The 21568-nt window shown below is 71.7% G+C and carries 18 protein-coding genes and 1 pseudogene; 12 read left to right on the forward strand and 7 right to left on the reverse strand.

Annotation, left to right across the window (positions count from 1 at the left end; translation table 11 throughout):
• The first annotated feature begins 100 nt into the window (after positions 1–100).
• Positions 101–1567 carry an amino acid permease gene (locus IF655_RS11470; RefSeq protein WP_199584138.1) on the forward strand — a complete coding sequence of 489 codons (1467 nt, stop codon included), beginning with the start codon at positions 101–103 and terminating at the stop codon, positions 1565–1567.
• On the opposite strand, the gene IF655_RS11475 is transcribed toward IF655_RS11470, so the two are convergent.
• Both IF655_RS11475 and IF655_RS11480 read right to left on the reverse strand, forming a co-directional pair.
• Complete coding sequence (locus IF655_RS11475; protein WP_199584139.1) at positions 1527–1982, reverse strand: ATP-binding protein; 456 nt, start codon at positions 1980–1982, stop codon at positions 1527–1529. The genes IF655_RS11470 and IF655_RS11475 overlap by 41 nt on opposite strands.
• A 394-nt stretch (positions 1983–2376) precedes the next feature.
• Positions 2377–3189 (reverse strand): PaaX family transcriptional regulator C-terminal domain-containing protein, encoded by an 813-nt coding sequence (locus IF655_RS11480; RefSeq protein ID WP_199584140.1) that lies wholly within the window; start codon positions 3187–3189, stop codon positions 2377–2379.
• A gap of 186 nt (positions 3190–3375) precedes the next feature.
• Between IF655_RS11480 and IF655_RS11485 the strand changes: the two genes are divergently transcribed.
• From IF655_RS11485 to IF655_RS31135, 8 genes and pseudogenes are all read left to right on the forward strand, one after another.
• Entirely contained in the window at positions 3376–3804 is a 429-nt protein-coding gene (locus IF655_RS11485) for a DUF6299 family protein (RefSeq protein ID WP_199584142.1), read from the forward strand.
• A gap of 200 nt (positions 3805–4004) precedes the next feature.
• Complete coding sequence (locus tag IF655_RS11490; protein WP_199584144.1) at positions 4005–4331, forward strand: hypothetical protein; 327 nt, start codon at positions 4005–4007, stop codon at positions 4329–4331.
• A 23-nt stretch (positions 4332–4354) separates the two neighbouring features.
• On the forward strand, positions 4355–4636 hold the full coding sequence (locus IF655_RS11495; RefSeq protein WP_199584146.1) for a hypothetical protein: 282 nt from the start codon (positions 4355–4357) through the stop codon (positions 4634–4636).
• 142 nt (positions 4637–4778) lie between these two features.
• Complete coding sequence (locus IF655_RS11500) at positions 4779–5267, forward strand: hypothetical protein (RefSeq protein WP_199584148.1); 489 nt, start codon at positions 4779–4781, stop codon at positions 5265–5267.
• Positions 5264–9772, forward strand: coding sequence for a caspase family protein (locus IF655_RS11505; protein WP_199584150.1), 4509 nt, complete (start codon positions 5264–5266; stop codon positions 9770–9772). Before IF655_RS11500 ends, IF655_RS11505 begins: the two co-directional genes overlap by 4 nt.
• 61 nt (positions 9773–9833) lie before the next feature.
• Positions 9834–10868, forward strand: coding sequence for a Gfo/Idh/MocA family protein (locus IF655_RS11510; protein ID WP_199584152.1), 1035 nt, complete (start codon positions 9834–9836; stop codon positions 10866–10868).
• 275 nt (positions 10869–11143) lie between these two features.
• Positions 11144–11296 (forward strand): annotated as a pseudogene (locus tag IF655_RS31130) (2'-5' RNA ligase family protein); the annotation flags it as partial.
• Positions 11297–11414: 118 nt separating this feature from the next.
• Entirely contained in the window at positions 11415–11735 is a 321-nt protein-coding gene (locus IF655_RS31135; RefSeq protein ID WP_277952672.1) for a 2'-5' RNA ligase family protein, read from the forward strand.
• Here IF655_RS31135 and IF655_RS11520 read toward each other — a convergent pair.
• The 3 genes from IF655_RS11520 to IF655_RS11530 form a co-directional block, all read right to left on the reverse strand.
• Entirely contained in the window at positions 11659–13188 is a 1530-nt protein-coding gene (locus IF655_RS11520; RefSeq protein WP_199584154.1) for a UDP-N-acetylglucosamine 1-carboxyvinyltransferase, read from the reverse strand. The genes IF655_RS31135 and IF655_RS11520 overlap by 77 nt on opposite strands.
• Positions 13189–13254: 66 nt before the next feature.
• Positions 13255–13452, reverse strand: a complete 198-nt coding sequence (locus IF655_RS11525) for a DUF4236 domain-containing protein (RefSeq protein WP_199584156.1) — start codon at positions 13450–13452, stop codon at positions 13255–13257.
• A gap of 62 nt (positions 13453–13514) precedes the next feature.
• Positions 13515–14084 carry a hypothetical protein gene (locus IF655_RS11530; protein WP_307814907.1) on the reverse strand — a complete coding sequence of 190 codons (570 nt, stop codon included), beginning with the start codon at positions 14082–14084 and terminating at the stop codon, positions 13515–13517.
• Between the two features lie 234 nt (positions 14085–14318).
• Between IF655_RS11530 and IF655_RS11535 the strand changes: the two genes are divergently transcribed.
• From IF655_RS11535 to IF655_RS11545, 3 genes are all read left to right on the forward strand, one after another.
• Positions 14319–14867, forward strand: coding sequence for a GNAT family N-acetyltransferase (locus IF655_RS11535; RefSeq protein ID WP_199584157.1), 549 nt, complete (start codon positions 14319–14321; stop codon positions 14865–14867).
• Positions 14868–15113: 246 nt separating this feature from the next.
• Positions 15114–17831: an aconitate hydratase AcnA gene (gene acnA / locus IF655_RS11540; RefSeq protein ID WP_199584158.1), complete on the forward strand. Its 2718-nt coding sequence runs from the start codon at positions 15114–15116 to the stop codon at positions 17829–17831.
• A gap of 56 nt (positions 17832–17887) precedes the next feature.
• On the forward strand, positions 17888–18316 hold the full coding sequence (locus IF655_RS11545) for a DUF6234 family protein (protein ID WP_199584159.1): 429 nt from the start codon (positions 17888–17890) through the stop codon (positions 18314–18316).
• A 46-nt stretch (positions 18317–18362) separates the two neighbouring features.
• On the opposite strand, the gene IF655_RS11550 is transcribed toward IF655_RS11545, so the two are convergent.
• Together IF655_RS11550 and IF655_RS11555 are read right to left on the reverse strand one after the other, a co-directional pair.
• Entirely contained in the window at positions 18363–19961 is a 1599-nt protein-coding gene (locus tag IF655_RS11550) for a GMC family oxidoreductase (protein WP_199584160.1), read from the reverse strand.
• Positions 19958–21460 (reverse strand): aldehyde dehydrogenase, encoded by a 1503-nt coding sequence (locus IF655_RS11555; protein WP_199584161.1) that lies wholly within the window; start codon positions 21458–21460, stop codon positions 19958–19960. Before IF655_RS11555 ends, IF655_RS11550 begins: the two co-directional genes overlap by 4 nt.
• Positions 21461–21568 lie beyond the last annotated feature (108 nt).

A 21568-nucleotide genomic window follows, 5' to 3' on the forward strand; every position in this document is an offset into this window, starting at 1 on the left:
CTGGCCTTATCCTGACCGACGGCCTGGCCCCACCCCCGCCGCGCCGACGCAGCGGCCTCACCCGGGCCGTCCGCACCACCCAGAAACGAGCACCACCCCTATGCCCGCTCCCCGCATCAAGTCCCCGCACCTGCTCGTCGCCGAATCCGGCGCCGACCGCGAGGGCCACGGTCTGAAGCGCACCATGGGCCTCTTCCAGCTCATCTGCTTCGGCGTCGGCGCCATCGTCGGTACCGGCATCTTCGTCGGCCTCTCCTCCTCCGTCGCGCAGGCCGGACCCGCCGTCGTCGTCTCGTACATCCTCGCCGCGATCACCTGCGTGTTCACCGCCTTCTCCTTCGCGGAGCTGGGCGGCGCGATACCGGTCTCCGGCTCCTCGTACTCCTTCGCCTACGCCGGTCTCGGCGAGACCACCGCCTTCCTGGTCGGCTGGTGCCTGCTCCTGGAGTACGGCATCTCCATCTCGGCCGTCGCGGTCGGCTGGAGCGAGTACGTCAACGAACTCCTGCACAGCCTCACCGGCTGGCAGATCCCGGACGCGCTGTCCGCCGGACCCGGCGACGGCGGCATCGTGAACCTGCCCGCCGTCATCGTCATCGCCATGGCATCCGTGCTGCTGGTGCGCGGCGTGCGCGAGAGCGCGCGGGCGACCGCCGCCATGGCCGCGGTCAAGCTGGTCATCCTGCTCGCGTTCTGCGCCATCGGCTACAGCGCCTTCAAGCACGGCAACCTCACGCCGTTCTCCCCGGCGGGGCTCGGCGGCATCGGCGCGGGCACCACCGCCGCGTTCTTCTCCTACATCGGCTTCGACGCGATCACCACCGCCGGTGAGGAGGCGAAGAACCCGCGCCGGGACATCCCCGTGGCGATCCTCGTCTGCATGGGTCTGGTCACGCTGCTGTACTGCGCGGTCGCGCTCGCCGCGATCGGCGCCATCGGCGGCAAGGAGGTCGGCAGCCGCTCCGCCGCGCTGTCCTACGTCGTCAACCAGGTCACCGGCTCCGCCATCGGCGGCGGGGTCATCGCCTTCGGCGCGGTCGTCGCCATCGCCTCCGTGGTCCTCGCCGTGATGTACGGCCAGACCCGCATCCTGCTGTCGATGTCCCGCGACGGACTGGTCCCGCGCGTCTTCGAGAAGGTCTCCCCGAAGACCTCCACGCCGGTCGCGGGCACGCTGATCGTCGCCGCCGTCTTCGCGATCCCGGCCGCCTTCGCCTCGCTGGACGCCACGGTGAACCTGTGCACCATCGGCACGCTGGCCATCATGGCCGTCGTCAACATCGCGGTGATCGCGCTGCGCCGCCGCCAGCCGGACCTCAAGCGCGGTTTCCGGGTGCCGCTGTACCCGGTCGCCCCGCTGCTGGGCGTCGCCTTCTGCCTCTACCTGATGTACGAGACGGGCTGGCGGACCTGGGCGCAGTTCGCGGTGTTCCTCGCGGTGGGCCTGGGCGTGTACTTCGCCTACGGGCGCCGGCACTCGCTGATGGCCAAGGGCGCGGGCGCCGAGGGCGCCGAGGCTGCTGAAGTCACGCCGAGCGCCGCTGAGCGGGAACCACAGGCAGTCTGAACCAGACCGCCTTGCCCGACGAGGTGAGGCGGTGACCGCAGGACGAACTGAGGGCGCGGATCAGCAACAGACCGCGCCCTCCCTCCTGCCAGGGGTCGGGCTCCTCGATCACGGGACGCGTCAGATGACCCGGCGGCGCCGGGTCCGGGTCGTGCACCTCGACCTGGCAGCCGCTCGGCCGCAGCTCCACGACCAGCTCGATCGGTCCGCTGCCCGCGGTGTGCTCCACCGCGTTGGCGACCAGCTCGGCCGTGAGCAGCTCCGCGGTGTCGCAGTCGGCCGTGTGCTCCACCCCGGCCAGCGCCGACCGCACCAGCGCGCGCGCCACCGGCACCGCCGCGGCGGTGTGCGGCAGCGCGATGCGCCAGGAGGCCGATTCGGTGGGGCGTTCGTGCAAGGCGAGTAGTCCGTTCATGGAGCAGGCTGTCCTGCTTTCGACTGTAGGAAATGGTACGGGCCCGCCCTCACGGACGACCGGGCGCCGCCGGACGGTCCCCGAGGGCCCCGCCACGCCGCCGTCTACCCGCCCGGGAACCCCGCCGCACCCGCCCGTGCCAGCCGTTACGGCGTTGTCGAACCCCGGTGACACGTGTGACGGGACCGGGTTCGAGGGACGATCCGGCCACACGCACGTGACGACATTCACAAACGATCCGGGGGCGGGCGAGGTCACTTCCGTACACGCGCGCGCACGAGGCGTGGGCGCGGTCACTCCACGCGGACGGGGGCTCACACCCCGGCGCGGACGGCTTCCCCCGCACCTGCCGGGCTCACACGCCGGGCTCACACCTCGGGCTCACACGCCGGGCTCACACTCCGGCGAACTCCGCCCCCGCGTCGCGCAGCCGCTCTCGCAAGGCGCCGAAGACCTCCGCCGAGGCGGTGCCGGGCCAGTCGGCGGGCAGCAGCCGGGCGGGCAGCCCCGGGTCGGCGTAGGGGAGGTGCCGGAAGGCGTCCAGGGCGAGCAGATAGTCGCGGTAGGCGTCCTCGGGCGGGGTGTCCGCACGCCGCCGCCAGGACCGCAGCACGGGCGCGTGGGCGTCCAGGAACCGCTCGTGCTCCTTGGCGATCGCCGCGAGGTCCCACCAGCGGGCGACCGCCTCCGCGGTCGGCGCGAAGCCGAGGTGATCACCCCGGAACAGATCGACGTACGGGTCGAGACCCAGGCGGCTCAGCACGTGCCGGGTCTCCCCGTACAGCCGCGCCGGGGCCACCCACACCCCGGGTGCCGCCGTGCCGAAGCCGAGGGCTGCCAGCCGCGAGCGCAGCACGTGCCGCTTCTGCCGCTCCGACTCGGGCACGGAGAACACCGCGAGCACCCAGCCCGCGTCCTCGGCGGACCCCGCGGCGCGGGTACGGCTCTCGCTGTCCTGGAGCAACTGACGTGCCTCGGCGGAGAGTTCGTACCCGGCGGCACCCTCGGCGGTACGGGCGGGCAGCAGCAGACCGCGGCGCTTGAGCCGGGACACCGAGGAGCGCACCGACGGGGCGTCGACGCCGACCGCGGCCAGCAGCCGGATCAGTTCCGCGACGGGCATCGGACCCGGCAGAAAGCGGCCGTACGCGCCGTAGAGCGTGACGATGAGAGACCTGGGGGCGTGCTGCTCGGACACGTTGATCATTTTAGATCTTCGACATCAGTGCTGGTCACCACCGGTGTGACGGGTGGCTGGTACGCCCGGCCCAGTGACGTGCCACCGCTCGGGTGATGATCGCGCCCGGTCCCGGGGACGCCCGGCGGCGAGGGGAAGTCCCACCCCAGGAACCATCCCCTCGCACCCCTGTAACCCCGACCGGGAGGCACCCCCATGTCCGTACGCCCCGCCCTCGCCGCCGTCCTCGGCGCCGCCGCGCTGCTGTGCGCGCTCGCCGCACCGGCCGCCGTCGCCGCCCCGTCCGAGAGCGTCACCGTCGACCCGGTCGCCGTGATCGAGGAGGACGGCACCGTGACCCTCTCCGGCACCTACCGCTGCCTGCCCGCCACCGGTCCCGTCTTCGTCAGCTCCTCCGTCGACCAGGACGACTCCCGCGTCAAGTACGGCATCGGGGGCACCCGCGCCACCTGCGACGGCACCCGGCACCACTGGACCAACTCCGGCCAGGTCCCGGACGACGCGCTGCGCGCCGGTCCCGCCCATGTGGAGGCGACGGTGACCGAGCTGCACCCCGCGGGCATCGCCTTCCTGCCGGTGTTCCACGCGACGGGCGAACGGGACGTGACGATGGTCGAGGACTGACCCCGCGCCTCCGCCGACCCGGTGCCGCCGCGCCTCCGCCGACCCGGTGACCCCGGGTCGGCTCGCGTCCCGGCTGCGCGGGCGGCGTCTTCCCGATCAGGACACGCCGCTTTCGCCGCTCGCGGTCTGTTGCGAACATGCCAGCACGGCTACGGTTTACCCGCGTCCACCAGCCCTCCCCCACGAGGAGTCGATGCGCCGTGCCCGTCCTGAGACGAACCCTCACCCGAGTCCTGGCCGCCATGATCCCTGCCCTGGCGACCACCACGCTCCTCCAGGCACCCGCCCACGCCGTCGTCGTACCGGAGCACGCGATCATCACGTGCCAGAGCGCCAGCTTCTACGCCAACTACGACAGCGCGTCCGGACCCGTCGGCCTCGTCCGCACCCTGTCCTACGGCGACAAGGTCGGCCACACCCCCGGCGCCCACCCCGTCTACAACGGCTGGGCCGCCACCTTCGACTTCGGCCCCAACGACTGGGGCTACGTCCGCATCGAATGCATCGGCGGATACAACTCGTGGTGAGCCGGAACCCAGGAGGAACCAGCATGTCCGTACGCCGTCGCGCCGCCGCCCTCACGGCGGCCGCCGCCACCGCCCTGCTCCTGGCCACCGTCCCCGCCGTCGCCGCCAACGGCACCGTCGGCACCCGCGAAACGGTCTGCGCCCAGGACCTCTTCGTCCGCACCGACCCCGGCGGCGCCTGGATGGGCACCTTGAGCAAGGGTCAGACCTTCCTGGTGGAGAGCAAGCAGTCGGGGTGGGCGTACGGGTTCGCCTACGGCGACATCAACCGGCACGGGTGGGTGCAGGACGGCTGGTTCTGCTGACCCGGTTCGGAGGCGACGGGGCGCACGGTGATCCGCGAGTGCCGAGGGGCGCTCGCCCTCACTTCGCGCCCTTTTCCTCCCTCCCGGACCATTGCTAGCCTCCCGCCACGGCACACACGACCGGCGGGCTGACGGGGGCGTCATGGACGTACGGCTGGACGCGGAGGGTCTTGAAGCTGCGGACCAACTCCGTTCCCTGCACGAGTGGCTGAGCGACGACCAGTCGCTGCGGGGTCGCCTCGGGCTGCGCGAGCGTCCGCCGGACCCCGGGACCCTCGGACCGGTGCTGGAGGCGGTCGTGGTGGCGCTCGGACCCGGGGGCGCGGCGACCGCGCTGGCCACCGGGGTCATCGCCTGGCTGCGCAGCAGGCGCGGTGAGGTGCGGATGAAGGTGACCCTGGAGGACGGCCGCTCGCTGGAGCTGACCGCCAAGCGCGTGGCCGCCCTGGACGCCACCGCGCTGCGGCAGCAGGCAGCCGCCCTCGCCGCCCTGCTGAACGGTGACGGAACCGCCGCGCCCGACGGGGACGACCCGCGTCGTACCCCGGCGCCCGGCTCGGACCGCCCGGGCGGTGACGCGGCGCCCGGCTCGGACCGCCCGGGCGGGAGCGCGGGCCGCGAGCTGCCGTGAGCGATCTGACGGGTCCCGGCGTCCGGATCCTGCTCCTCGCGACCGCCGAGCACGACGGCCCGACCCTGCCCGCCGTGCCGTCCGTCGCCCCCACGCACCGCGCCCTGCGCACCGCCCTGATCGAACGCTGCGCGGTGCCGTCCGACCGGGTCCGGTGCGAACTCGACCCGCCCGACGCCCGGTTCATGGCCCAGGCGGTCGCCGAGGAGGCGCAGCGGGCGGACAGCGTCCTGCTCGTGCACTTCGTCGGACACGGACTGCTGGACGCCGACGGCGAGTTGTACCTCGCCGCCCGCGCCACCGACCGGCTCACCCCGGGACTCGCCGCCCATCAGGCGCTGTCCTTCGCCGCGTTGCGCCAAGCCCTCACCGCGAGCCGTGCCGCGTCCGTCGTCCTGCTCCTCGACTGCTGCTTCTCCGGCCGCCCGGTGCTCGGACACGGCGGCTCCGTACCGGCGTTCAGCGCGGAGTCCACCCCGGGTCTGTACTTCATCGGCTCCGCCGAGCAACTCGCCCTCGCCGCACCCGAGTCCACGCACACCGCGTTCACCGGCGCGCTCGTCGACGTACTGAACGACGGCGATCCGCGCGGACCGCACCCGATGACCCTGGACTCGGTGTACGACGCGGTCTTCCGCACCCTGCGCGAACGCCAACTCCCGCTGCCGCGACGGCAGTCCGAAGGCAGGTCGGGCAGCCTGGTCCTCGCGCCCAACCCGGCGGTGGTCCCGCCCGAGGGAGAACCGAAGCCTCCGGTCGCGCCCGCCCCGGGTCGCTCTCCCTACCCCGGTCTGTTCCCGTTCGCCCCGGACGACGCGCGGCTGTTCCACGGGCGGGAGCGGATGGTCGCGCGGCTGCTCGACGCGCTCCGCGAGGAGGACGAGGAGGTGGAGCCCCGCCCGCCAGGTCCCCGGATCCTCGTCGGCGCCTCCGGATCGGGCAAGACCTCGCTGCTCAACGCCGGTCTTCTGCGCGGCATCCGGGACGGGAAGCTGCCCGGTCCGACCGCCCGGACCGTGGTGCGGATGACCCCCGGCGCGACCCCGCTGCGACGACTCGCGGAGCGGTTCTCCGTACCGCCGGACGGTCTCGGGGCGCTGCGCACGTACCCCGAGCGGGCCGCCGCCGACCTGCTCGACCGGATGCCCGGCGGACCGGACGGCTCGCACGTGGTCCTGCTCGTCGACCAGTTGGAGGAGCTGTTCACGCTCAGCGACGACGATGACGCCCCCGAACGGACCGCGTTCCTGCGGGTGTTGAACGCCCTCGCCGCCCGTGCCGCCCTGGTCGTCCTCGCCCTGCGCGCGGACTTCTACGGCCGGGCCGCCACCGAGCCCGAACTCCTCTCCACCCTGCGCGACCGCGCCGTCCTGGTGGAACCGATGACCACCGCCGAGCTGCGGTCCGCGATCGAGGAACCTGCCGCTCGCGCAGGTCTCCGACTGGACGACGGACTCGCCGAGTTGATCCTGCACGAGTTCGGCGCGATGAGCGGCGAGGAGCCCGCCGCCGGTGCGCTGCCCCTGCTGTCCCACGCCCTGTGGGAGACCTGGCGCAAGCGCGAGGGCACCCGGCTGACCTTCACGGGCTACCGCGCGACCGGGGGCATCTCCGGTGCCCTCGCCCAGACCGCCGACACGATCTACGACGAGCTGGACACCGAGGGACGGACGGTTCTCCAGCACCTGCTCACCCGGCTGGTCCGGGTCGGTGACGGCGACTCCCCGGACACCGCCCGGTCGGTGGACCGTACCGCCCTGGTCCACGGGCTGCCCGAGAAACCGGCCCGGCGGGTGATCGAACGGCTCACCGCCGCCCGGCTGCTCACCCACGAACAGGACACCACCCGGCTCAGCCACGAGGCGCTGATCCGTGGCTGGCCGGAGCTGCGGGGCTGGGTGGACGCCGACCGCGCCTGGCTGCGGCTGCGCCAGCAGCTCACCGACGACGCCACCACCTGGAACCGCTCCGGGCGCGACCCCTCCCTGCTCTACCGGGGCAACCGGCTGGCCGGTCTGCGCGAGCAACTGGACAGCGCGCCCGAGGGCACCCGGGACCTGGACCCGCTGCCCGCCGCGTTCAAGGACGCGTCAACCCACCTGGAACGACGGGGTGTTCGCCGCCGACAGGCAGCCGTCGCCCTCCTCGCCGCGTTCTTCCTGCTCGCCACCACCGGGCTGATCGGCTCGCTCGTCTTCCAGCGGCAGGCGGAACAGGCGCACCGGCGCGACCTCGCCCGCTATCTCGCGGCCGAGGCCGAGAACCTGCGCACCACCCAGCCGGGGCTGGCGAAACAGCTCAGCCTGCTGTCGTTCCAGATGAACAAGGACGCCGGGCGCGCCGCCCTCCTGGACAGCCGAAGCGCCCCCGGTCTGATCAACGGCGGACAGCCCGCGACCGACCTCGCCGCCGGTGCGGACGGCAGGACGCTCGCGATCTCGTCCGGGGACGCGATCGTGCTGCGCACCGAGGACGGCCCGGCGCGGATCACGGCGCGATCGGCCGGTTCCGTCGCCGTCAGCCGGGACGGCCGCACGCTGGCCGCCGTCACCTATCCGCACAACGGCTCGGGACCCGCGACGGTACGGCTGTGGGACCTCACGCATCCGGCGAAACCCCGGCCGACGGCGTCCCTGAAGGCGGACGGTCCGGTCGGCACGCTCGCCTTCGGCGCCGACGGCAAGGTGCTGTACGGCGGTGCCGGAGCCGGGCGGGTCCTGCGCTGGAACCTCGGCGCCCAAGCCGCGCCCACCGCACTGCCCGCGCTGGACGCCCGGTCCGGCACGATCGACTCGCTGGCCACCTCCCCGCGCCGGGACCTGCTGGCCGCGATGACCACGGACGGCCGGATCACGGTGTGGAAGGTCGCCGACGCGACGCGTCCCGAGCGGGTGAGCACGCTCGGCGGCGCGCCGTACGCGACGTCCGCGCCCGGCACGCTGCACCGGGTCGCGTTCGACCGGACGGGGAAGTTGCTGGCGGCGCCGGTCACCGTGAAGACCGAGTACGGACTGGGGCTGTGGCGCCTCGACGACCCGGGAAAGCCCCGGCGCGTCCGGGGCGGGGCCGACGAGACCTACCGGTCCGGCAACTGCATCAGCGATCCGACGTCCCTGGCGTTCAGCCCGGACCGGGACCAGGTGGTGGGCGCGTGCGACGGATGGCACGCCTGGGCGTACAGCGCGGACTCCCTCGACCACACGGTCGTGGCCGGTGTGTCGGTCTCGCCGCCGACCGGGTTCCAGCCGACCGGGACGATCCTGTTCGACCCCGGCAGGTCCCGGCGGCTGATGCTGTCCACCGACCACGGCGTGCTCGTCTGGTACCTCTCCAACCTCATGCAACCGGGCGCCGACGCGACGCTGCCGCTGACGCCCGGAACCGGCGGCCAGATGGACTACCGCAGGTCCGGACAGCGGCAGTTGATCGCCTGGGAAGGCGTGGGAGTCAACTACCTCGTCGACGTGACCGACCTGAACAAGCGGCGCCTCCTGGCGGTCACCCGCGCCCCCGACATGTTCACCGGCGAGGACATCGCACTGAGCCCCGACGGAAGACTGCTCGCCGATGTCGAGGTGTACAAGAAGGGCAGGACGGAGTACGTCGGCGTACGACTGCGGGACACCACCCGCCCGAACGCCCCCCTGCTGAGCACCATCGGCGACGAACTGCACAACGGCGTCCAGGTGATCGCCTTCAGCCCCACCGAGCCGTTGCTCGCGATATCCGACGCGAACGGCTACGTGGAAAGGAACAGGACGCCGCCCACCGTCCGGCTCTTCGACATCAAGGACCCACGGCACCCCCGTCAGGTCGGCACCATCCCCTCCGGCTCCGTGGAGCTGGCGTTCTCTCCCGACGGCAGGACACTGCTCGCCCCCGACTGGGCCGTGCCCGACAAGACGACCGGCAGAACAGCCTGGTCCCGGCTGGACAGTTGGGACGTCACCGACCCGGCCCGTCCGACGCGACGGTGGACACGCCGCCTGCCCGCGGGCAGCAGCTCCATGGACCTGGCCTTCCGTCCCGACGGCAAGCTGCTCGCCCTCTACCTCCACGACGGCACCCTGACCCTGTGGCCCGTCACCCACGACCGCCTCGCGGCCACGCCCGTGGCCACCCGGCAGATCGGACAGTCCCGCAGCCCCCTGTCCTTCAGCCCCGACGGCACCCGCCTCGCACTGATCTCGACCCTCATCTCCACGGGCGACGACTACACCCGCCCCGAGATCTGGGACCTACGCGACCCCAAGAACCCCTCCCGGGAGTCGTATCTGGCCGAGGACTCCCCCGGGGAGCTGTACTCGGTCCTCTTCAGCCCCGACGGGCAGCGGCTCGCCGCGGTGCGCGGCTCCCACACGGGCGGGGTCGACCTGTGGAGCATCACCCCCGGGCGCCTCGTCGACGACCTGTGCCACTCGGTCGGTGACCCGATCAGCGGGAAGCAGTGGCGGGAGTACCTGCCGGGCAGGTCGTACGCCCCTCCCTGCGGAACCGGCGGCTAGCGCGGCGCTTGGCGGGATTCCGGCGGCGGGACCCGCTGCCCCGCCTGGCACACTGATGCGCATGTCCCAAGGCATCAGGGTCGGGCTGCTCGGAGCAGCCGCCATCGCGCCGAGCGCACTGATCAAGCCCGCCCGCCTGACCCCGCGCGTCACGGTGACCGCGGTCGCCGCCCGCGACCGCCGACGCGCCGAGAAGTTCGCCCGCACCCACGGCATCCCCGTCGTGCACACCGGCTACGACGCGCTCCTCGCCGACCCCGAAGTGGACGCCGTCTACGTCCCGTTGCCCAACGGGCTGCACGCGGAGTGGACGCTGAAAGCACTGCGCGCGGGCAAGCACGTCCTGTGCGAGAAGCCCCTGACCGCCAACCGCGCCGAGGCGGAACGCGTCGCGGCGGCCGCCGAGGAGGCGTACGCGCGCAGCGGGCTGGTGGTGATGGAAGCCTTCCACTACCGCCACCACCCGCTCGCCGCGCGCATGCGGCAGATCGTGGAAAGCGGTGAACTGGGCGAACTGCGCCACGTCGAGGCTCAAGTCTGCTTCCCCCTGCCCCGGTTCGGCGACATCCGCTACGACTACGCCCTGGCGGGCGGCGCCACCATGGACGCCGGCTGTTACGCGGTCCACGTCGCCCGTCTCCTCGGCGGAGACACCCCGGCCGTCACGGGCGCCCGGATGCTGACTCTGCGCAAGGACCCCCGTATCGACCGCGCGATGACCGCCGACCTGGCCTTCCCGGGCGGAGCGACCGGTCAGGTCCGGACGTCCATGTGGTCGCGCCGCCTGCTGTCGATCCGGGCGCGCGCCCTCGGCTCCGCCGGTGAACTCCACGTCACCAACTTCGTGATGCCCCAGCTCTACCACCAACTCACCCTCCGCACACCGAACTCCGAGGGCCGCCGCGTGATCCGCCGCGAGCGCCTCCGCCCCAACCCCTCCAGCTACGCCTGCCAGTTGGAGGCGTTCACCTCGGCGGTCCTGGACAACGGCCCGATCCTCACCTCACCGGCGGACGCCGTTGCGAACATGGGCGTCCTGGACGAGATCTACCGGTCCGCCGGGCTTCCGCTCCGGGGCGAGCGAGAGGACGGGTAAGGGCGCCGACGGGTCGACAAACGGAGGTCGGCTCGTTTCTTGCCGCACGTGCCATCCCCGTTTCTGGCCGACCATCATGAAGCCGAAGGAGTACGTCGGGTGCCCCTGCTCAGCGCCGACCCCGCCGCGTTCCCCGTCGATCCCCCCCCCCCGCCGACACGACCGACCCCGCGGTCGTCGCGGCCCACGACTGGGCGGCGTTCAGCGCGTTGACCGAGATGACCGACCACTGGGCGCGCCCTGGCTGGAGTGACGGCAGCCGCGCGTACTACTGGATGCTGACCTTCCCGGGCGACCAGCCGCTCAAGGACCTCGCACGGCACTGCCAGGAATCGCTGGCGCCCCTCGGACTCGACCCGGTCCCGCTGGACGCACTCCACATCACCCTCGCCGACATCGGCAGCCCGGACACGGTCACGCCCGACCAGTTGGACAGCCTGGCCCAGGAGTCCGAGCCGTTGTCGCCCCCGGCGTTCTCCCTGCGCGCCACCCCACTGACGGGCTCCCGCGGCGCCGTCCGCCTCTCCCTGACCCCCTGGCCCCCCTCTGCTCCGCCTGCACCGCGCCCTCTCCGAAGCCGGTGCCACCGTCGCCCTCCCCCCGAAGAAGCCCACCTCCGCCTTCCGCCCCCACCTGAGCCTCGCCTACAACAACCACCCACGCCCCGCCGCCCCCGTCGTCCACGCGATCTCGCCTCTCCGCACCCTCCCGCCTGTCGAACTCCACGTATCGGCTCCCTTCCGCCCCGCAATGAAGCGGGGCGGAAGGGAGCCGAACGGCATTCGTCGCTCTAGATGTCCCGGAAGATCTCGATCTGCGCCCCGATCGAGTTCAGCCGTTCCGCGAGGTCCTCGTACCCGCGGTTGATGACGTACACGTTGCGGAGGACGGACGTGCCCTCCGCCGCCATCATCGCCAGGAGGACGACGACCGCGGGGCGGAGTGCGGGCGGGCACATCATCTCGGCGGCGCGCCAGCGGGTGGGGCCCTCGACCAGGACGCGGTGGGGGTCGAGGAGTTGGAGGCGGCCGCCGAGGCGGTTGAGGTCGGTGAGGTAGATCGCGCGGTTGTCGTAGACCCAGTCGTGGATCAGGGTCTTGCCCTGGGCGACGGCGGCGATGGCGGCGAAGAACGGGACGTTGTCGATGTTGAGGCCGGGGAACGGCATCGGGTGGATCTTGTCGATCGGCGCCTCCAGCTTGGAGGGGCGGACCGTGAGGTCGACCAGGCGGGTACGGCCGTTGTCGGCGAAGTACTCGCGGCTGCGGTCGTGGTCGAGACCCATCTCCTCCAGGACCGCCAGCTCGATCTCCAGGAACTCGATCGGCACCCGGCGGACCGTCAGCTCCGACTCCGTCACCACGGCGGCGGCGACCAGGCTCATCGCCTCGACCGGGTCCTCGGAGGGGGAGTAGTCGACATCGATGTCGATGTTCGGGACGCCGTGCACGGTGAGGGTGGTGGTGCCGATGCCCTCGACCCGTACGCCCAGAGCCTCCAGGAAGAAGCACAGGTCCTGGACCATGTAGTTGGAGGAGGCGTTGCGGATGACGGTCACGCCGTCGTGGCGGGCGGCAGCCAGCAGCGCGTTCTCGGTCACGGTGTCGCCGCGCTCGGTCAGGACGATCGGGCGGTCGGGGCGGACGGTGCGGTCCACCACGGCGTGGTACTGCCCCTCGGTCGCCGCGATGTCCAGACCGAAGCGGCGCAGCGCGATCATGTGCGGCTCGATGGTGCGGGTGCCGAGGTCGCAGCCGCCCGCGTACGGCAGCATGAAGCGGTCCATGCGGTGCAGCAGCGGGCCGAGGAACATGATGATCGAGCGGGTGCGGACGGCCGCCTCCGCGTCGATCGCGTCCATCTCCAGTTGGGCCGGGGGGACGAGTTCGAGGTCGACGCCGTCGTTGATCCAGCGGGTGCGCACGCCGATGGAGTTGAGCACCTCCAGGAGGCGGTACACCTCCTCGATGCGGGCGACCCGGCGCAGGACGGTACGGCCCTTGTTCAGCAGGGACGCGCACAGCAGGGCGACGCAGGCGTTCTTGCTCGTCTTGACGTCGATGGCGCCGGACAGGCGGCGACCGCCGACGACGCGCAGGTGCATCGGACCCGCGTAGCCCAGCGACACGATCTCGCTGTCCAGGGCTTCCCCGATGCGGGCGATCATCTCAAGGCTGATGTTCTGGTTCCCGCGCTCGATGCGGTTGACCGCGCTCTGACTGGTGCCGAGAGCGTCCGCGAGCTGGGTCTGAGTCCAGCCGCGGTGCTGCCGGGCGTCACGGATGAGCTTGCCGATGCGTGCGAGGTAGTCGTCTGACATGAGGTTGAGGCTATCTCAGATATGAGATGGCGCCCCCTCCGGGGGGTCCATTCGGGTGATGCCGGGTCAGTGGCGCTTCGTCGTCGTCCTGCGCCAGCCGAACGGACCGGGCAGATCCATCGAGGTCGTACGGCGTCCGGTGCTGCTGTGGGTGTGGCGGGGCCCGTGCTTGCCGCCGCCGGTCGTGATGGACCACGAGTGGCGGTTGATGTTCAGTCGGACGCCGGGCAGGATGCGGAAGCTCTTGCGGAACGTGAGGCCCACGGTTGTCTCCTCCGATTGTCGGCGCGGCGGGGCGCCGCTCAACTCGGATACCCCCGAACGGGTTACTGATGGCCGCGGGTCGGCTTTCGCTTCGCCCGGCGAAGTGCCCGCCGCTGCTTGCCCGGCAGCGTTCCGGACAATTCGCCCACTCGGGACGCGTGGTGACCGCCCGCCTCCGTACCTCCCGGGCACCACCAGGTGACCGCCTCCGCGTCGGACCGCACATGCGTGCCCAGCTTGTGCGCCGGGCACACCGGCCACACCTGCCAGGACATCTCCATCACCGTCTCCTGAGCGGCGTCGGCGACCAGGGTGAGCAGGTCCGCGGGGTCCGTCGGCTCCGGTACGCCGGAGTCGTCCGTCGGGTCCGGGGGGTGCACGGCGTTCCCCTGCCAGCGGCCGTCCGGCAGCGCCACGTAGACCCGCTCGGGTGTCCCTGCCCCATCGGCGGGCTCCACCATCAGCACCAGCGGCGGGTGTCCGGGCAACGTCGCCACGAGGTCCCGGTTCACCACCTCCAGCGCCCTCTCGAACCCCGGCCACGCACCGGGCTCCGCCCGCCGGGGCTCGGGGGCGTGAAAGGCGCCGGGCGGTACGCCGTGGGGGAGCGGGTGGTGCGAGAAGTGGCTCACCGGGGGATGGTCGCACCGGGTGCGGGCACCGGGCGAGGAAAATTCACCGGGACGGCGGTGTCGCGGGGAGGGTTGGGTGTGCCTGTCGAGGCGTGGACGGCGCTGTGCCTCCCGGGCTGCGTGACGGTGCGTGTCGGCGGTCACGCGCAGATTGGCGTGATACCGCGTCACCTCCTCGGGGCCCTGACGCACTCGACGCCTTTGCGGTGTCGCGCCTGCGCTAGGTTGCCCGCCATGACCGATCTGGGACCTGTCGCCTGGCCACCCGTCCCGACAAGGACCGAACGGCTTGTACTCCGCGAGTCCGAGGCTCGGGACCGTGCGGCGTTCATCGAACTGTCCGCTTCGCCGGAGGTGCGTACCTATCTCGGTGGCCCTCGGCCCCGTGACGAGCTTGAACGTGCCGTGCCTGCACTGCCGGGGCGGCGCCCTGGCCTCTTCGTGGTCGATCTCGACGGGGCGATGATCGGAGTGATCTCGCTCGACCGGCGGGGCGCGGAGCGTCCGGGGCATGTCCGGCCGGATGCCGGGGAGGCTGAGCTCAGCTATGTGTTCCTGCCGGAGGCGTGGGGGCGTGGGTATGCCGCCGAGGCGTGCACGGCGGTGCTCGGCTGGTTCGCCGACGCGATTCCCGGTGAGCCGGTGGTGCTCTGCACTCAGACTGCCAACGTCCCCTCGATGCGCCTCGCGGCGAAGCTGGGGTTCATCGAGGTGGAACGGTTCGAGGAGTGGGGTGCCGAGCAGTGGTTCGGCATGTGGTCCCCGGTCGCGGTGTCCGGTTGAGCCGGTCTGGCGGCCGCCGGGGGCGCGTCGGCGGACGAAGCTCGGTGAGGGCGGTCACGCCGGGCCCGGGCATGACCATCCAGCCCCCATGTACTAGAGTTATCTCGACATCGAGATATCTGCCGAGGCGCACCGCAGCAGCCGTACCGGTAAGGGTTACCTAACTTAGCCTTACCTTAGCGGATTGGCCAGACCGGCGTGGCGGCAGGATGCGGTGGAACGCGCACATCAATGAAGGAGACTGTCGTGTCGGCGAACAGCTTCGACGCCCGCAGCACGCTGCAGGTGGGCGACGAGTCGTACGAGATCTTCCGGCTGGACAAGGTCGAGGGCTCGGCCCGCCTGCCGTACAGCCTGAAGGTCCTGCTGGAGAACCTGCTCCGCACGGAGGACGGCGCGAACATCACCGCCGACCACATCCGCGCCCTCGGCGGCTGGGACTCGCAGGCTCAGCCCAGCCAGGAGATCCAGTTCACGCCGGCCCGCGTGATCATGCAGGACTTCACCGGCGTCCCCTGTGTCGTGGACCTCGCGACCATGCGTGAGGCCGTCGCGGCGCTCGGCGGCGACCCGGCGAAGATCAACCCGCTCTCCCCGGCCGAGATGGTCATCGACCACTCCGTCATCGCCGACAAGTTCGGCACCAACGACGCGTTCAAGCAGAACGTCGACCTGGAGTACGGCCGCAACAAGGAGCGCTACCAGTTCCTGCGCTGGGGCCAGACCGCGTTCGACGACTTCAAGGTCGTCCCGCCGGGCACCGGCATCGTCCACCAGGTGAATATCGAGCACCTGGCCCGCGTCGTCATGGTCCGCGACGGCAAGGCGTACCCCGACACCCTGGTCGGCACCGACTCGCACACCACCATGGTCAACGGCCTCGGTGTTCTGGGCTGGGGCGTCGGCGGCATCGAGGCCGAGGCCGCGATGCTCGGCCAGCCGGTCTCCATGCTGATCCCGCGCGTCGTCGGCTTCAAGCTCACCGGTGAGCTGACCCCCGGCACCACCGCCACCGACCTCGTCCTCACGATCACCGAGATGCTCCGCCAGCACGGCGTCGTCGGCAAGTTCGTCGAGTTCTACGGCGAGGGCGTGGCGGCCACGAGCCTCGCCAACCGCGCCACCATCGGCAACATGTCGCCGGAGTTCGGCTCCACCGCCGCGATCTTCCCGATCGACGACGAGACCCTGAACTACCTCAAGCTCACCGGCCGCAGCGAGCAGCAGGTCGCGCTGGTCGAGGCGTACGCCAAGGAGCAGGGTCTCTGGCTGGACCCGAAGGCCGAGCCCGACTTCTCCGAGAAGCTGGAGCTGGACCTCTCCACGGTTGTCCCCTCCATCGCCGGTCCGAAGCGCCCGCAGGACCGCATCGTCCTCGCGAACGCCGCCGAGCAGTTCAAGTCGGACGTCCTCAACTACGTCGACGTCGTGGACGAGGCGGGCAAGGAGTCCTTCCCCGCCTCCGACTCTCCGGCGGTCGCCCCCAACGGCACCCCGTCGAACCCGGTCACCGTGACCGCCCCCGACGGCACCACCTACGAGCTGGACCACGGTGCGGTGACGGTCGCGGCCATCACCTCCTGCACCAACACCTCCAACCCGTACGTCATGGTCGCCGCGGCGCTCGTCGCCAAGAAGGCCGTGGAGAAGGGTCTGACCCGCAAGCCGTGGGTCAAGACCACCCTCGCCCCGGGCTCCAAGGTCGTCACCGACTACTTCGAGAAGGCGGGTCTGACGCCGTACCTCGACAAGGTCGGCTTCAACCTGGTCGGTTACGGCTGCACCACCTGCATCGGCAACTCCGGCCCGCTGCCGGAGGAGGTCTCCAAGGCGGTCAACGACCACGACCTCGCGGTCACCTCGGTCCTCTCGGGCAACCGGAACTTCGAGGGCCGGATCAACCCCGACGTCAAGATGAACTACCTGGCCTCCCCGCCGCTGGTGGTCGCGTACGCCATCGCGGGCTCCATGAAGGTGGACATCACCAAGGACGCCCTCGGCATCGACCAGGACGGCAACCCGGTCTTCCTCAAGGACATCTGGCCCTCCGAGGCCGAGGTCAACGAGGTCGTCGCGAACGCCATCGGCGAGGACATGTTCGCCAAGTCCTACGAGGACGTCTTCGCGGGCGACGCCCAGTGGCAGGCGCTGTCGATCCCGACCGGCAACACCTTCGAGTGGGACGCGGAGTCGACCTACGTCCGCAAGCCCCCGTACTTCGAGGGCATGCAGACGGAGCCGTCCCCGGTCAGCGACATCACCGGCGCCCGGGTGCTCGCCAAGCTGGGCGACTCGGTCACCACCGACCACATCTCCCCGGCCGGTGCCATCAAGGCGGACACCCCGGCGGGCAAGTACCTCACCGAGCACGGTGTGGAGCGTCGTGACTTCAACTCCTACGGCTCGCGCCGTGGCAACCACGAGGTCATGATCCGCGGCACCTTCGCCAACATCCGCCTGCGCAACCAGATCGCGCCGGGCACCGAGGGCGGCTACACCCGCGACTTCACGCAGGAGGGCGCGCCGGTCTCCTTCATCTACGACGCCTCGCGCAACTACATCGACCAGGGCATCCCGCTGGTCGTGCTCGCGGGCAAGGAGTACGGCTCCGGCTCGTCCCGCGACTGGGCCGCCAAGGGCACCGCGCTCCTCGGCGTCAAGGCCGTCATCGCCGAGTCCTACGAGCGCATCCACCGCTCGAACCTCATCGGCATGGGCGTGCTCCCGCTCCAGTTCCCGGAGGGCGCCACCGCCGCCTCCCTCGGTCTGACCGGCGAGGAGACCTTCTCCTTCACCGGCGTCGAGGAGCTGAACAACGGCACCACCCCGCGCACGGTCAAGGTCACCACCGACACCGGCGTGGAGTTCGACGCGGTCGTCCGCATCGACACCCCCGGCGAGGCGGACTACTACCGCAACGGCGGCATCATGCAGTACGTGCTGCGCAACCTGATCGCCAAGTAAGCGGTCCGGAAACGCGGTTGAAGGGCCGTATCCCCTCGGGGGTACGGCCCTTCGTCGTGTACGGAGTACTCACCGTCTCACCGTCGCGCCGGAGACGGCCCTGGTCCCGCAGGACTCCCACGTTCGCGGACGTCTCCGTCGCCCTGCTGCTCTTCGCGGTGGAGGCGCTGGTGCTCTGGGGAGCCGTCCTCGGGTACGGACTGCAGTCCTGGGGTGCGCAAGGGGAGCGGTCGGAGATCGACGCCGCCGCGCTCGCGGAGATCGGCCGGCTGCGCGGCGCGGCCGTCGTCGTGACCGTCTGCACCGTACTCGCGCTGCTCTCCCGCGCGCCCTGGACCGTCGCCTCGCAGGTGATCGTGGCGCTGGCGGTGGGGGCGCTGCTCGCGCAGGTTCAGCGTGACTACGACCGGAGCCATCCGGTGCCTGCGCCCACGCCGACGACACGTCATGTGCCGTGCTACAGCGGCAGCGGCACTTGTGAGTGACCCCGGCCGGAGCGTCGCTCCGGGCCGGGGAACACCGTCCGGGTCCTCAGCTTCTCCCCGTCCCGGACCGGCCGCGGGCGGCGGTCGCCGGTTCCGTGGTGAGGAACCGGGCCGCCGCCTCGCCGATCATCACCGAGGGCGCGTTGGTGTTGGCCGAGGTGATGACCGGCATGACCGAGGCGTCGGCGACTCGCAGACCCGTGATGCCGTGGACGCGGAGGCGGGCGTCGACCACGGACTCCGGTCCGCCGCCCATGGCGCAGGTGCCCGCCGTGTGCTGGTAGGGGAGGCACGCGTCCCGCAGGAACGCCCTGATCCGCCGTCCGTCCAGGGGTCCCGCCGGGGCGATACGGCGCCGGATCAGCGCGCGGTGGGCGGGCTGGTCCGCGAGGTCGAGACCCAGCTCCACCGCCGCCGACAGGGCGTCCACGTCCGCCCGTTCGGTGAGCAGGTTCGGCTGGATCTCCAGCGGACCGCCGGGATCGGCCGACAGCAGCCGGAGGTGGCCACGGCTCTCGACCCGCATCAGCCCCGGCAGGACCGAGAAGGCGTGCGGCGGGGGAGGGGGAGGGGACACCGCGCCGATCTCTGGTGTCACGTACGGCAGTTGGATGGACACGAACATCAGGTCGGGGGACGGACGGCCCGGACCGCTGGGCCAGAAGACCATGCCGCCCTCCAGATTGTGGTCCGGGGGCGGCAGCGCGCGCCGGGTCTCGAAGCACAGCCCCGCGAGCAGCGGGTGCTCCTGGAGGTTCTGTCCCACGCCGGGCAGGTCGGCCACCGCCCTGATGCCGAGCCCCGCCAGCTCGTCGGCGGGGCCGATCCCGGACAGCATCAGCAGCCGGGGACTGTCGACGGCACCCGCCGACAGCACCACCTCGCCGGTCGCGCGGACCCGGTGCACCCCGCCCTCCCGCGCGAACTCCACGCCCGTGCACCGGTTTCCGGCGAAGGTCAGCCGCCGGACGGTCGCCCGGGTGACCACGGTGAGCCGGGGATGGCCGAGCAGCGGCCGGAGATAGCCGTGCCAGGAGTTCCAGCGCCGCCCGTCACGGACGTTCATGCTGACCGGTCCCGCGCCGAGCGGCTCGGGAACGTTGATGTCGTCCAGGTACGGCATGCCGTAGGACAGGCAACTGTCGATCAGGGCGCCCGCGACGGGATGCAGGTCCCTGGCCCGCTCCACCCGGAGGGGTCCGCCCGCGCCGCGATGGGCGCTCGGTCCGTCCTCCCAGTCCTCGGACCCGGTGAAGTACGGCAGGACCGAGGCGTAGTCCCAGCCGGGGTTGCCCGCCGCCGCCCAGCCGTCGTAGTCCGCCGCCCGGCCACGCGCCCACACCAGCGCGTTGACGGCACCGGAGCCGCCGACGACCTTCCCCCGGGCCAGCGGCAGCGGGCGGTTCCCGGCGTGCGGGTTCGGGGCGTACCGGTAGTTCCAGTCGTAGTCCGAGCCGAAGTTCTCCACCCACCGCCGCGGACAGGTGAGGCTCGGGGCGTCGTCGCGCCCTCCGCCCGCCTCCAGGACCAGGACGCGTCCCTGGGTCCGGCCCAGCAGACGCGCCGCGACGACACAGCCCGCGGAACCGGCGCCCACCACGATGTGGTCGTACTCCCGCGCCCTCCTGCTCGCGCCCCCGGTCATGAGCCCAGCACCATCGTGAAGGCGGCGCGGTTCGCGCGCGCGCCGGACCGGTCGACGCTGATGAACTTGGACTCGGTGTAGGCGTCGAGGGCGCCCGGACCGCCCTCGCGTCCCAGACCGCTCTCCTTCATCCCGCCGAACGGATAGGCGGTCGGCGTCACGTGCCAGTCGTTGACGAACACCATCCCGGCGTCGATCCGCCGGGCGACGTCGAGCGCCCGCTCCTCGTCCCTGCCCCACACCCCGGCGGACAGCCCGTACGAGGTGTCGTTGGCGAGCGCGACCGCGTCCTCGACCGAGTCGTAGGCGAGGACCGTCAGGACCGGTCCGAACACCTCCTCGCGGGCGATGCGGGAGTCGTTCGTGACACCGGCGACGACGGTCGGCTCGATCCAGTTCCCCGTCCCGAACCGCTCGCCCTCGGGGACACCCCCGCCGCAGACGACGGTCGCGCCGTCGGCACGTGCCTTCTCGACGCGGGCCAGGACGTCGTCCCGCTGCTCCCGCGTGATCATGGGTCCGAGATCGGTCGCCGGGTCGAGCGGGTCACCCACGCGCAGGGAGCCCGCGCGGGCGGCGAGCGCGCTCAGGAAGTCGGCTTCGCGCTCCCGTGGCACCAGGAGGCGGCTGCCCGCCTCGCACGCCTGCCCGTTGTTGGCCATGACCGCGTACAGCGCGCCGTCCACCGCGAGATCGAGACCGGCGTCCGGCAGGACGATGTTCGGTCCCTTGCCGCCCAGCTCCAGCGTCACCCGCCGTACCGTGTCGGCGCTCTGCCGCAGGATCTCCTTGCCCACCTCGGTGGAGCCGGTGAAGGCGGTCTTGCGGACGCCCGGGTGCCCGCTGAGATGAGCGCCCACCGGTACGCCGTCCCCCGTGACCACGTTGAGCACACCGGGCGGCAGACCCGCCGCCTCGAACTCCCGGGCCAGCTCCAGAGCCAGCAGCGGGGTGTGCTCGTCCGGCTTGAGGACCACGGTGTTCCCGGCAGCCAGCGCGGGACCGACCTTCAGCGCCGTCACGGTCAGCGGAAGATTCCACGGCACGATCGCCGCGACCACACCGAGAGGTTCCCGGCGCAGAATTCCGGTGCTCTGGAACGGGTGCATGGCGGGACCGGGGATTTCGAAGGCGTACGACTCCGCCAGGTCCGCGAAATACCGCAGGTGCGCGATGCTCAGACCGAGATGCAGAATGCGGCTGGTGCGGATCGTCGCGCCGTTCTCCCGTGTCTGGAGGACGGCGAGTTCCTCCTGGCGGCGCTCCAGCGCGTCCGCGACCGTACGGATGATCCGGGCGCGTCGCTCGGGCGGAGTCCGGCGCCAGGAACCGTCCGCGTGCGCGGCGGAGGCGGCGGCGACCGCCCGGTCGACGTCGTCCGTGGTGCCGCGCGCGACGGTCGCCACCGGCTCGCCGGTGGCGGGGTCGGTGATCGTGCGATGATCCGCGCTGTCGGTCCATTCGCCATTCACGTACAGCGAATAGTAGGGAATCTTCATTTCTCCTCGCTTTCACGGGTCGGATGCGAATTCGCGGACCGGATTCGCGGACCGGATTCGCGGACCGGACCGGTCGGAAAAGGGAATCGCGATCAGCGTAGGTTTCAC

Origin of the sequence: Streptomyces sp. DSM 110735 (assembly GCF_016482685.1) — a bacterium.
Lineage (GTDB): Bacteria > Actinomycetota > Actinomycetes > Streptomycetales > Streptomycetaceae > Streptomyces.